Origin of the sequence: Methylicorpusculum oleiharenae (genome assembly GCF_009828925.2) — a bacterium.
Classification (GTDB): Bacteria; Pseudomonadota; Gammaproteobacteria; order Methylococcales; family Methylomonadaceae; genus Methylicorpusculum; species Methylicorpusculum oleiharenae.
Genome location: NZ_WUTY02000001.1, coordinates 1,544,638 through 1,557,692 on the forward strand (window position 1 = coordinate 1,544,638; position 13,055 = coordinate 1,557,692).

Here is a 13,055-nt window from a genome sequence, read left to right on the forward strand (position 1 = left end):
TTGCAAAATGCGGAAGGAGTGCTTTCAGGGACGAAAATAAATCGTTTTTGAAAGGCTCCTTAAGCTTGTTAAGACTCATAGGTGAAAAACGTGAAAATAAATAATTTGACGCAAAGTGTTTTTATAGGAATCTTAATCGCATCGCCGTTGGTTAATGCTGAATCAGACTACCCTGCCGCAGATTTCAAGCCAAAAGTTTTGTACAAAGACAGCGAATATAAATCGGCCGCTGTTGAAGAAGTAAAGTCCGCGTCTGAGTCAAGCGCAGCTGCTGTAGAATCAGAGGATAATTCAAAATTTCCGGCTGCTAACTTCAAGCCGGAAGTCCTTTACAAAGACGAAAATTACAAGCCACCTAAAATCGTAGATGCGCCTGCATCAAAAAACAATGCTGGCACAACTGAAGTTTGGAAAGAAGAAATAAAAGAAATTGCTAAAGAGTCATCTCAAGCAAAAAAAGAAAGCTCTTCTATGCCTTTGATTGCTTTGGTAGCTTTAGCAGTAGGCGGATTTTTGTTCTACAAAAACCGTGGAACAGCTTCTACTGGTTCAGTTGAAGCAAAAACGTACACAAGAGATCCAAGTGGTTTAACGGGTGTTGCACGATATCTTGATAAAAAGAACCCAAGATCATCAAGTGTTGCCAAATACATAGAAAAACTGGAAAGCACTCCAAAATCAAGTGTTGATAAATACCTCGCAAAAAAAGTAGTCGCCGATAAGTCAGATTCAGTCTCAAAGGCAACTGGAGTTGAAAAGTACCTGCGTGACCGGGGGTGATGAATGGACCAGAATTACTTGATCGATTTCTTCGCTGAAATATTTCCATTCGGCAAACGGTCTAAGGTTCAGGACATTCAAATTGAGCGTCCGGTTCATTCCTCGAAATCGACAGGAATGACCGGCGTATCCAGATACTTGAGTGCAATGCCGAAGGTAACTGGCGTAACAAAATATTTACAACAGTTTCCGGAACCGACAGGGGTAGAGAAATACCTTAAACATAATGATCGGTTACCAGCAACGGGTGTTAACAAATATCTTGTCAAGAAAGCGATTTCAGATAAAGACAAACCGTTAGTAAGTGGTGTATCTAAATACGTTGAAAAAAAAGAAAAAACAGATGCACCCTCCAGCAGCGTATCGAAATATCTTGCAAAGCAGGCGCTGACTCAAAAAGTCACTTTAAGCGGTGTTCAAAAATACCTGCTCAATCAGGAGCGGTTATTAAAAGCATCTGAGCAGCTGACGGGTGTAGCAAAATATGAGCTCGAAAAAGCAAAGCTGGAAAAGAAAAACGCTGCACAGATGTTAATTGATATGTATAAGGAAAAAGAAGCCAAGTCTGCAAGAGATGCTGCCCAAGCAGCTGAACTTAAAGCATTGATTGGCGAGCAGGAGTCAACTGAGCCAACCATTGAAGAGCCTTCACCGGCTACCGGTGTGGGTCGATATATACAGTTAAAAAAAAGTAAGCCAGCTGCATCAGGCGTTGCAAAATACATAGCGGGACAGATTATTCGTGAGCGTCAAAAACCCTCGCTTTCAAGTGTATCCAAATATCTGGCAAAACAAAAAGTAATTAACAAACCAGACATTAGGTTATCTACTGTCGAAAAGTATTTGCAATCAAAAGCTGATTTACCTGAAGTTAAAAAAGAAGTTACCGGAGTTGCAAAATACCTGGCAAAACAGGCTATTTTGGCAAAAGATAAGCCACCAGTAAGTAGCGTTACAAAATATCTAAGCAATCAAGCTCAATTAGAAAAGCAGAATCCAAGTTTGGGTAAAAAAATAACAAGAGCTGAACTCATTGCTATTTCGAGTGAAAAAACCGGTGTAGAAAAGTACTTGGAAGAACGGTTAGCCAATGCGAAAGAAACAATTACAGAAACTATAACCGGTGTAGAAAAGTACCTGGAACAACAAGCTAAAAATGCGAAAGTTGCATTAGAACATCTCGCTGAGCGTTGTCTTGAAGGGGAATTTATACCGGCATCGGAAGTCGTCGATGAAGAAGCTATCGAAACAGCTGAAGCTGAACCGGAAACTACCATTCATCAGAGAACAGGTGTGTCAAAATACCTTGACAGGCAAGCTCCTGATTTGAAAGAAGTCGTGCATTTGAAATTAACAGGTGTTGAAAGATACCTGGAACAACAAATTGCAAATAATAAAAAACTAAATTTAACCGGTGTTGAAAAATATCTGCTTGAAAAAGCATAATCCAAATTAAATAATATGGGCCCTGAGTAGAGCAGGCCCTAAAAATTTTAATTAGCGGAAAACAGTTTATTTTTCGATTACCAAATACATTCCCGTTGAAGAAGCGTTCCAGTTAATCTGGATGTTGACATTTAAAACCGGGTGTATTGTAGCTCTAGAATTTTTAATCTAACAATCTGAAGGTACCCTCATCATGGCAAGAAATTTATTAGAACAATTAAGGGAGATGACTGTCGTTGTGGCAGATACAGGCGATATTCAAGCTATCGAAAAATTCAAGCCACGCGATGCGACAACAAATCCTTCATTGATCACTGCAGCCGCTCAAATGCCGCAATATCAAGGTATCGTGGATGATACTTTGAAAGGCGCAAGAGCAACTTTAGGCGCTGGTGCATCTGCTTCTGAAGTAGCTTCGCTTGCTTTTGATCGTTTGGCGGTATCTTTTGGTTTGAAGATTCTAGAAATCATCCCCGGCCGCGTATCAACTGAAGTTGATGCAAGACTTTCATATGACACCGAAGCAACGATCGCGAAAGGCCGTGAATTGATTGCTCAATATGAAGCTCAAGGCGTATCTCGTGAACGCGTTCTCATTAAGATCGCTTCAACATGGGAAGGCATTCAAGCCGCTGCAGTATTAGAAAAAGAAAACATCGCTTGTAACCTGACTTTGTTGTTTGGCATTCACCAGGCGATTGCTTGTGCAGAAAACGGAATTACCCTGATATCTCCATTTGTCGGTCGAATTCTTGACTGGTATAAGAAAGACACAGGTCGCGATTCTTATGAACCAGCTGAAGATCCAGGTGTTGTATCTGTAACCAGTATTTACAATTACTATAAAAAATTCGGATATAAAACTGAAGTCATGGGTGCAAGTTTCCGTAACGTCGGCGAAATCACTGAATTGGCGGGTTGTGATTTATTGACGATAGCGCCTTCTTTGCTTGCTGAATTGCATGAGACTGAAGGTGAATTGCCTAGAAAGCTCGATCCAAAGCACGCTGCGAGCGAGTCTATTGAGAAGATTACAATGGATAAGGCAACATTCGACAGTATGCATCAAGAAAACAGAATGGCAAATGACAAGTTGGCTGAAGGTATCCTTGGTTTTGAAAAAGCATTAGAGAGCTTAGAAGCGCTCTTGGCAGAAAGATTAGCGGCTCTGGAAGCTTAAGTCTTAAATTCAATCCATAATTAAGTCTTTGTAATGATTGCAAAGACCAATGCTGGCTAAATGACAATTCGTATCTGCTTGAGGAAAAGCAGGTACGTTATTTAAAGAGATAATAGACGATATGTCACAAAAGATTTTAGACGTAGTAAAGCCGGGCGTAGTTACCGGTGAAGATGTTCAAAAAATATTCGCTATCTGCAAAGCAAATAAATTTGCTCTTCCCGCCGTTAACGCCATCAATACTGACTCTATCAATGCGACTTTAGAAGCTGCTGCCAAGGTTAGATCTCCCGTCATCGTTCAGTTTTCTAACGGCGGAGCACAATTTGTAGCTGGAAAAGGTTTGAAACTTGAAGGGCAAATGAATGCCATTTTAGGTGCTATAGCGGGTGCAAAACATGTTCATACAGTAGCTGAGTACTATGGTGTTCCTGTAATTCTTCATACAGATCATGCGGCTAAAAAGTTATTGCCCTGGATTGATGGTTTACTTGATGCCGGCGAAAAGCAATTTGCTGAAACAGGCAAGCCGCTTTTTAGTTCACATATGCTGGATCTGTCCGAAGAAAGTCTTGAAGAAAATATAGAAATTTGCGCCAAGTATTTAGAGCGTATGAGCAAAATGGATATGACGCTTGAAATTGAATTGGGCGTAACAGGCGGTGAAGAAGATGGTGTTGATAATACCGATGTCGACCATTCCTCTCTTTACACGCAACCTGAAGATGTAGCTTATGCTTACGAAAGATTAAGCAAAGTCAGCCACCGTTTTACAATTGCCGCATCATTTGGCAATGTTCATGGTGTTTATAAACCAGGCAATGTTAAATTAACTCCGAAGATTCTTGATAACTCTCAGAAGTATGTTTCCGAGAAATACGGAGTGCCTGCAAATACGTTAAATTTTGTTTTCCACGGTGGTTCAGGATCAACTCCTGAAGAGATTGAAGAATCAATCAGCTACGGTGTTGTCAAAATGAACATAGATACTGACACACAATGGGCGACCTGGAATGGAATCCGTGAATTCTATATTCAAAATGAAGGATATTTGCAAGGACAGATTGGCAATCCCGACGGTGATGACAAGCCAAATAAAAAATATTACGATCCTCGCGTCTGGCAAAGAGCCGGTGAAGTTGGAATGGTAATGCGTTTAGAGCAAGCATTTAAAGATCTTAACGCGGTAGATACTTTGTAATATTCAAGCAACACATGAGAAAAAGGCCGTCACTAGACGGCCTTTTTTTTGACCGGAATTTATACCCAATTAGTTGATAGTTATTCCTGCCAATATTGATTACTCTGCATTTCAATGAGTCTGGACACGGTCCTTTTAAGAAAAAATGCATTAAGATCCTGATTGTATAATTCATTTATGGCTACTTCAGCGCTGCAGATGAGCTTCACTTTATGAAAATACAACGCATCAATCAGCGTGGAAAATCGTTTGGCATCATCGTGCTTTTCCGGGACCAGTTTCGGAATATCTGAAAGAATCAGCGTTTTAAACGTAGTTGATATTTTTAGATAGTCACTCGGTCCTAGTGGCTGGCTACATAAATCCTGAAATGAACAAAGAGCTACAGAATGATGAGCGGCCAATAGCGGAATAGGATGGCCGAAGACAACAATAGACTGTGGCGTTATCGGTGCGTTGTTGGTCAGGCGATGAAAATGTGATTCCAGCTGTATTCTCGACGTTGCATCGTTAGGTGTTATATAAAAAGTGTCATCAGTCTGAGGATGATTTAGACGATAATCATATTCAGCTGATAATTTAAGAATGTCAGACTTTTCTTTAAGTAGTTTAATAAAGGCTGAAAACAGCTCAGGAGTGATTCCTCCCTGATACAAATCATCAGGATGACGGTTAGATGTTGATACGATAACGGTTCCTAGCCTATAAAGTTGGCTAAACAGCCTGTCCAGAATTACGGCATTAACAACATCAATGACATGAAATTCATCAAAACAAAGCAGACGCGTATTCTTGTTGATTTCATGTGCAAGTGCTGTTAACACATCGATTTTTTTATCAATACGCCAGCGGTGGGAATAGTCATGCACTTCGTGCATGAAGGTATGAAAGTGTACTCTTCTCTTTTGACGAATCGGGCAGTTGTCAAAAAACAAATCCATTAGCATGGACTTGCCGCGTCCTACATCCCCGTAAATATAAACACTTTTGATCGTATTCGGGTCATTTGAAGGTTTTCTGTAGAAGCGGGTTGTTGAAGCTTCATGGTTGTCATTTACAACGTGGTTTAGTAATTCCTGCAAATGTTGCAAAACTACTATTTGAGCAGGATCATGGTCAATCCGTTTGCCCGCAACCAATTCGTCGTATTTTTTTAAGAGCAGTCCCTCCAGTTTACCGGAGGGTTTGTTTTCCGTGACGGGGGATAACGGCATAAATCGTTTAAACATGGCCTGGTACCCGGCGGAAGTGATGTTATTTATTTCGATTTCAACAAGTCAGCAAGATTGGCAAACGGATTATGTGTTGCTTTAGTATCATTGTCCTTGGCTGAGCTGTTGTTAGTATTAAAATGCGCGTGTTCATAACGGGCGTGTTCATTGTCATGGCAGTAAAGACATAATAATTCCCAGTTGCTCCCATCGCCGGGGTTATTGTCATGATTATGATCGCGATGATGTACAGTCAGTTCGCGCAAGTTCGTATGAGTAAATTCTCTGGCACATCGCCCGCAAATCCATGGGTACAGTTTTAACGCTTGTTCTCTGTAACCTTTTTCACGATCTTCTTTCTGGCGGCGAGCGTCTGCGACTATTTTATCGAGCTTGTCTTTATCTAAGCTTTTTGCCTTTAACATTTTTTTACCTCCAAAGAAAAGGCCAGGAAAGGAATGATGTTTGAATTAAGCGAGTGAATCAAGGGTTGATGCAAAAGTATCAATGTCTTCTGATTGGGATAAATCCTGCGAGTCCGTCGTCTGCTCGTCCTTGAGCGATGATAGCGAAGTTAAATCGCTTTCCTTATCCTATCCAGAGCGTTTTCCAGATTTTTCATGCTGGTTGCAATCGATATGCGAATATGACCTTGGCAGCCGAAAGCAGAGCCGGGAACCAGGGCGACTCCGGCTTTTTCGATCAGGTATTCGGAAAACTCCAAATCATCATTTATGCCTTCGAGCCGTGAAATTAATTTTTCGACATTAGGGAATACGTAAAACGTTCCATCCGTTGGAATACACTCAATACCCTCAATCTTGTTTAATTCGGCGACGACATAGTCATGGCGTTTTTTAAACTCTGCCATCATGGTATCAATACAGCTTTGATCGCCATTTAAAGCAGTTTCAGCAGCTACTTGCGATATGGAGGTCGGATTGGAAGTGCTCTGGGACTGGATCGTACACATAGCTTCAATCAAATCAGCAGGGCCTCCCGCATAGCCGATACGCCAGCCTGTCATCGAATAGGCTTTTGATACGCCGTTCATTACGACAGTCCGGTCATAGAATTCAGGATAGGCATTCAAAATATTAACAAAGCTGCCTTTTTCCCAGATGATATGTTCGTACATATCGTCAGTTGCAATGATGATATTGGGAAAGTCTTTCAAAACACTGCCCAGTGCTTTGAGTTCGTCCAGCGTATAAGCAACACCGGTCGGATTGGAGGGACTGTTAATGAATATCAACCGGGTTTTATCAGTGATCGCGTTTCGTAATTGTTCCGGAGTTATTTTGAAATGCTGAGCTTGAGTGGTTTCAATAATGACCGGCACGCCTTCCGCTAATAACACCATATCCGGATACGAAACCCAGTAAGGAGCCGGAATGATGACTTCATCGCCCGGGTTGAGCAGGGCTTGCGTCAAATTGAAGGAACTTTGTTTGCCGCCACACGAAACTAAAATCTGTTTAGGTTCATAGGTCAGATTGTTATCGTTTTTGAATTTATTAATGATGGCTTTTTTTAGGCCGGGTGTGCCATCAACGGCAGTATATTTTGTAAAGCCGTTATCCAGCGCGGTAACCGCAGCTGCTTTGATATGATCAGGCGTGTCAAAGTCGGGTTCGCCCGCACCCAAGCCGATGATATCTTTTCCGGCAGCGCGCATCGCAGCCGCCCTGGCTGTGATTAACAGAGTCGGGGACGGCTTGACTGATTGGACTCTGTTTGAAAGTTTAATGCTCATAGTTTTCCGTTAATTGATGGTTTAAAACTGCTGGTAACGTATTGTTTATATATTTCAATAAGATAAGATGGTCTTAATCGATAAAAATAATAGACTCATAGAAATATAATAGAATTTTAGGTAATTATGGTGGTTCTAGGTTGGATCCAGGCTCTTAATGGTCCTATTATATAACCAGTTAGTGTTAAATTTAATCAATTGTTGGTGTGCATTGTGTGTTCAATATTGGAGCACAATAAACTTATCGTTTTAGTGATTCATCATTTTCTTTTATCAATTAAGATAAAAAAACTGTTTTCAAAAACCTAATTTATTAATGAGGGGGGCGTGAAACTCGCTCTCCTTTAGCAAGTGGGAAGAATCTGTGCGTTGATGAGGTTGGCATGATTATTGATTTTTTTGAAGCATAAAAACTGAAGGATTCTGAAATTTTACAGTCATACGTTAAAAACAAAACCGCGGATGGATTATCAAAGCCCCTCAATAATATGGCTTGAAATTGATTTCATAGATTTACTGTAAATGGAAATATAATGATTCAAGTATTAAAGTTTCTATCAATTTCTATTATATTTCTATGATCTCTATATACTTCCGCCTTGTAAAGCCATATATATAATAGCCTAAAGGGTTTTACCCAATCGTTTACAATAAACTAATGGTGATAATATTGGTGGGATTTATTAATTAACATTTGATTTTAAATGCCAGAATTGTTGGATTCAAATACGATGCCATGCAATTAAATACTTACAACTACAACATGCTCAAGATTCTTATTTTAGGCTAATTCTTTAGAGGTAGGTAAATGGAGATAAGTATAAGAAAAGTTTGAAGCAGAAAAAATAAGGTTTAATTCATTATAAAGTCACTTAAGGATTCAGTTGGGTCAAAATTGCTAGAATCGGAACTGGTGTTATTTTTTTGCTTTTGTTGATCATCATCCTCATTGGTATAAGTTGCACTTTGTACTGTCTTCAAGAACATGAATTCTTTTTCTGGATCCTGACCCTTTTGTAATTAAATTTAGTTTTGGTGTAGCGCTTTCCGCATAATAAAGCCAAACACGGCTTATAGGAAGATCATCAAACCAAACCTGCTTGGTGATTCTTGAAAACAGATGACTTAATAATGCTCCCAGCGGTTGGTCGTCCTGAGACTGCGGACTGCTATGCTGGCTTATCTATAATTTTAAACCGGACATCATGCCCCGATCGATTAGTAGTTCGTTTCATCAAAATGCTTACAATAAGAGAATCACCATTAGCTTGCTGTAGCTCATGTTTTCCAGGGCCTATGAGCCTCGATCAAATTTTCTAAAAAATGTAAATGTTTTATTGAAACGCACTATTAGTCGTTATTTCTTGTATAGCGGCCGTCTTCTTATAAGTTCAATCAGTTAGGTTACTTTGCCCCCTTTCAACGGCTCTTTCAGGATTAAATGCCGAGCAGGATTATTTACGGAAATAAGGCCATCAAGGCCATAAAAAGATAAACTAAGCCATTAATTTCAAACAAACGCACAGGCGCATGCCCGATACTACTTACGAACAAGCGGCCGGTCTCATTGAAGCGGCGGAAAAGATAAGCCACTTACCTGTCCGGGTGACATGGGACGACACCCTGACCGTCGGGGCGGTGCTGCATTTAAGCGAAGCGCAGTGGTCCAGCCAGTTAAGGATTTCAGTCAATCCCAAAAGACCCGACATCCCGTATCTCGTTGGCGTGCAATGCGCGCTGGCTATCCGCTATTATGAACAACGGGAGTCTAAGCACCTGTCCTCCCCGGCAAACTGCCTGGCTAAAACGGTAGCTGAGTTTGTAGCTCTGGGTTACGATGCCGACACTGCCAAAATGTTCGCTGACAAGATGTTGATGGGGCTGGGCAGTCAACTTCGCAGTGCGGCGCCGCTGATAAAGCTATCGGCACACATTCACAAAGACTATCCGGAGTTAAGGGATAGCCAGTTAACGCATTTTTTAGTGGAAAAAGACGCGGGCGAACAGTCTTTAAACATCGAGCCTGCAAAATTCCCTGATTGGCTGTTACACAGTCATCAAGCCATCAATGGGGCTACGGCTCTGGCTTCTGATTACTTGTTTAATCGCACCGATTTTTTTGAACCCTATAAGCACTGTGGCTTTGAAGCCGTCTGTACCGGACTGGTGGGTGACGTGACCGGCAGCAAGGCCGATGCCACCGATAGCGAACTCGTCAACGCGTGGCTCAAGCGCCTGGCTTTAACAGACCGTTTTGAATGGATAACCCCCTCACTATGAAAACCCCTGCCCCTGGCACCGTGTTGATCAAAATTTCCGAATATGATGTGTCGGCCTTGCCGGAAGCCTACCAAGATCGGCATGCGGAAGGGTTTAATGAATACCTTATAAAACACATCACCGAAGAGTCCAGTGTCGATGGTCTATTTCCCAAGGTCAGCATTGATCACGATACGTTGATCGTTACCGAAGACCTCGAGGCAAAAGCACAATCGGAGGCGGGTCTGGACGCCCTGCAGCGCGGCCTTTACCCAAAAGGCCACGCCATTTTTGAAGCGCTGTACGCTCAATACCCCGCCAACCCGATCGTGCTTTACAACCTGGGCATGGTTTACAGCGATGAGGGCAACTTTGCCAACGCTATCGAGCTATTGGCCAACCTGACCCGCATCAAACCGGACTATGTGCATGGCTGGGTTGCGCTTGCCGTTGCCTATCTGCGGCATGGGCAGATCATTGAAGCCAACCAAGCAGCACAAACGGGAGTCAAACTGGCGCCGAGCGATCCGTATGCCCTGAGAACCGCCGGTTATATTGCGTCAAAGCTCAACGAACCCGAAGCCGCTGCCTTGCTGGAAAATGCGGTCAGAGCGGGTCCTAATGACCCTATCGCGTTATTGGCACTGGCGGAAAACTTGTTGGCCATTCATAGCGACGAAGCGATTAAAAAACGGGTAGCGGCGTTGCTGACTCAAGTCATTGAAGCGGCACCCGGTTCGAAAGCGGCCGAGCGTGCTGAGGACATTTTGCGGGGCATTGCCTATGACCAATTCCGCCAAACCAAAGGCCTTAATCAAGCTGCCGTCAACTACTGTCTAAAAGCGCTGGAGACATTCAAAGATATGTCAGACCAGGAGATTTCCGGCGTAGCGCTCGAAACCGCAACGCTCGGGCAAAGCGGATTGGATGTGAACAATCCCAATAAAACCTACCCGCTCAGATCGATACCGGGGAATTACACCGGTCTTAATATCGTTTGCATCATGTATGCTGCGCTGGAACGCATCGCGCCGGGACAGGATGCCGGGTTTGATATTAAGGCTGAGTATGAAGCCGCTTTGAGGATTTTTAACCAAAATGGTTGAATGTCTGTATTGCTCAGTGCTGGATTTACACCCATCGCGCAAGAATCAGGTCAACCAAGCCTTGAAGGAATATTTGTGACATCACGCCTGAAAAATTGAGAAAATCACACAAGGCATAGCCGTTGATGGGAAAGAGCGTTTGAGTAAGGTAAAAGGAAAGATTACAAATACTCCACTGATGTGTATTCTAAATTATGGCCACCAGAGACACATTTACCGTCAGAACTGAACTCGATATCCTTCGTCAGCTCGACCATATTGCCGAATCACTTGACCGGCACTGATCGTGACGAACTGGTTGAAAAGGGTGATGTTATGCGCGAAATGGAAGAACTGATTGACCGGAGTCTAGAAGGTCGAGAGTGAAGCGCGTATGGGCCGAACCAACCAGGCAGGATTTACATTTTCGAATACATTGCTGAAGATAATCCTAAAGCAGCTCGTACCTTATGGACTGAGATCAAGGTAAAATGTAACCCAGCCACAATTGGGTCGTGTCGGTGCCTGAGTAGAAGGAACGCGCTAGCTCGTATTGACTGGTACCCACTACATACTCCCTTATCGCGTGAACAATCAAAATATACAGTTTCTGGCCGATTTTCATACGAAGAGAAAATGGCGGACTGTCTTAATATGACTAACAAATTGAAAACACAGATGATGAACTTGAATGTAACTCGACGTCAAAACAGATTTCGCGTCTAGAATGCTGCTGACAATGACTTTACAAAGTGACATTAGGACAAACTGCCGATAAGCCAGAAAAGGAATAAGAAATGCCGGAGTTAAACAGTCATACCACGGATGGTAAATACGATACCACGATAAATATCATTGGCGGGTTGAGTGATTGCGCTCTTATATATACAGCAATTGATTCCTTTTTTAGTCAGGGCGACTCTATCCGGGATTTGGCATCCAATAGAAATGAATTTAATCTTAGAACTGAAAAAAGCAGGACACGCGTAGAGTTGGCAGTAAGGCGGTCATTTCTTCAGTTCTATAACCAGGAACATAAAGATTTAATTCAGGCTATTTTTCAACATAATTTGCCCTTACCGGAAAGGGAGTTGATTCTATTCTGGCAATTTGCACTCAATAACCGGCTGTTTCGTGAAATTTCATCCCTGGTGTACATCAAGGCATACCTGTCGGGAAGAGCAGGTCTGTCGAAAGATGACATCACGGCCTATCTAAAAGAATTTGTAAGCCATAATAAGGCATTGAAGCTGAACTGGTCTGAAAGCACGATCAATACCTTATCGACAAAATACCTGAATTTAATGACCAAGTTAAACTTCCTTGAAGGCAAAAGAATAAAATCATTTAAGCCAATTAGGCCCACTGCTGAAGCATTGAGTCTTTTTCTCTACTTTGCAAAATTACACGATCCTCATACCAATAATATTTTGAAGAATGAGATGCTACCCCTATCGTTTATTGTTAGCGAGGATATCAGGGACCGGCTTAAGAAACTTTCGTTAAAAGGATTTTTTAATATGGATTTCAATGGTGTTGCATTGAACATCGAGTTAACTCACAGCTATAAAGGAATTTGCGATGTCTTATATAACAAACCATAAACAGCAATTCGAAGACCTTAAGTTTCAAATTGAAAATCAGGATCAACTGAGAAGACAGGCTAACGGCGGAAATAGCATCCTCTTTTCATACCTACCCAATGAGGAGCGTTTGTATATTGAAAAAGCCCGAGAGCTTTACCCGGACAATGTAGCATTCATAGATGTCAGCCAATTGTTTGTAAAGTTTATTGACGTGGAGGGTTGGGATTCATTCAGAGAATATTATCAACAGATGGATTTATCAGCGCATAAAGTTTTTCATGATGAAGATGCACAAGAGCATGATTTATTCGATCAGATCATTAGTGAAATAGAATTCGCCTGTCAAAACAATAAAATTCCGTTCTTAATCAGAACCGGCTGTCTCTATGGCACCGGTATAGAAAACGTTAACATTATGGAGCATCGGGCAGTGATGAACTTGCCGCACCCGTTAGTCATCTTTTACCCGTCCCGTTTTGAAGACGACAATCTGTACTTTATGAATTTTAAATTAGCATCGACATACCGCTGTACTTTGGTGAAATAAGGAT

At 41.9% G+C, this 13,055-nt stretch carries 11 protein-coding genes; 8 read left to right on the forward strand and 3 right to left on the reverse strand.

The annotated features are described in order from the left end of the window. Window positions 1–90: 90 nt before the first annotated feature. From GO003_RS07255 to fbaA, 4 genes are all read left to right on the forward strand, one after another. A complete protein-coding gene (locus GO003_RS07255; RefSeq protein WP_206444589.1) occupies window positions 91–780 on the forward strand; it encodes a hypothetical protein in 690 nt (229 codons plus the stop codon). 3 nt (window positions 781–783) lie between these two features. Beyond that, the gene (locus GO003_RS07260) at window positions 784–2,226 is read left to right on the forward strand and encodes a hypothetical protein (protein ID WP_159652872.1); all 1,443 of its coding nucleotides are present in this window, start codon (window positions 784–786) and stop codon (window positions 2,224–2,226) included. Between the two features lie 193 nt (window positions 2,227–2,419). Further along, window positions 2,420–3,406 (forward strand): transaldolase, encoded by a 987-nt coding sequence (locus tag GO003_RS07265; protein ID WP_159652874.1) that lies wholly within the window; start codon window positions 2,420–2,422, stop codon window positions 3,404–3,406. A gap of 121 nt (window positions 3,407–3,527) precedes the next feature. Beyond that, window positions 3,528–4,607 (forward strand): class II fructose-bisphosphate aldolase, encoded by a 1,080-nt coding sequence (fbaA, locus tag GO003_RS07270; RefSeq protein ID WP_159652876.1) that lies wholly within the window; start codon window positions 3,528–3,530, stop codon window positions 4,605–4,607. An 80-nt stretch (window positions 4,608–4,687) separates the two neighbouring features. On the opposite strand, the gene zapE is transcribed toward fbaA, so the two are convergent. From zapE to GO003_RS07285, 3 genes are all read right to left on the reverse strand, one after another. After that, window positions 4,688–5,836 carry a cell division protein ZapE gene (gene zapE, locus GO003_RS07275; RefSeq protein ID WP_159652878.1) on the reverse strand — a complete coding sequence of 383 codons (1,149 nt, stop codon included), beginning with the start codon at window positions 5,834–5,836 and terminating at the stop codon, window positions 4,688–4,690. Window positions 5,837–5,865: 29 nt separating this feature from the next. Further along, on the reverse strand, window positions 5,866–6,243 hold the full coding sequence (locus tag GO003_RS07280) for a YajD family HNH nuclease (RefSeq protein WP_159652880.1): 378 nt from the start codon (window positions 6,241–6,243) through the stop codon (window positions 5,866–5,868). A gap of 149 nt (window positions 6,244–6,392) precedes the next feature. Further along, the gene (locus GO003_RS07285) at window positions 6,393–7,574 is read right to left on the reverse strand and encodes a pyridoxal phosphate-dependent aminotransferase (RefSeq protein ID WP_159652882.1); all 1,182 of its coding nucleotides are present in this window, start codon (window positions 7,572–7,574) and stop codon (window positions 6,393–6,395) included. Between the two features lie 1,530 nt (window positions 7,575–9,104). On the opposite strand from GO003_RS07285, the gene GO003_RS07290 reads away from it, so the two are divergent. The 4 genes from GO003_RS07290 (at window position 9,105) to GO003_RS07305 (ending at window position 13,051) form a co-directional block, all read left to right on the forward strand. After that, window positions 9,105–9,854 carry a hypothetical protein gene (locus tag GO003_RS07290; RefSeq protein WP_159652884.1) on the forward strand — a complete coding sequence of 250 codons (750 nt, stop codon included), beginning with the start codon at window positions 9,105–9,107 and terminating at the stop codon, window positions 9,852–9,854. Beyond that, the gene (locus GO003_RS07295; RefSeq protein ID WP_159652886.1) at window positions 9,851–10,939 is read left to right on the forward strand and encodes a tetratricopeptide repeat protein; all 1,089 of its coding nucleotides are present in this window, start codon (window positions 9,851–9,853) and stop codon (window positions 10,937–10,939) included. The genes GO003_RS07290 and GO003_RS07295 overlap by 4 nt, the downstream gene beginning before the upstream one ends. 776 nt (window positions 10,940–11,715) lie before the next feature. Continuing rightward, window positions 11,716–12,522 (forward strand): BrxA family protein, encoded by an 807-nt coding sequence (locus GO003_RS07300; RefSeq protein ID WP_159652888.1) that lies wholly within the window; start codon window positions 11,716–11,718, stop codon window positions 12,520–12,522. Beyond that, a complete protein-coding gene (locus GO003_RS07305) occupies window positions 12,500–13,051 on the forward strand; it encodes a hypothetical protein (protein WP_159652890.1) in 552 nt (183 codons plus the stop codon). Before GO003_RS07300 ends, GO003_RS07305 begins: the two co-directional genes overlap by 23 nt. Window positions 13,052–13,055: the final 4 nt, after the last annotated feature.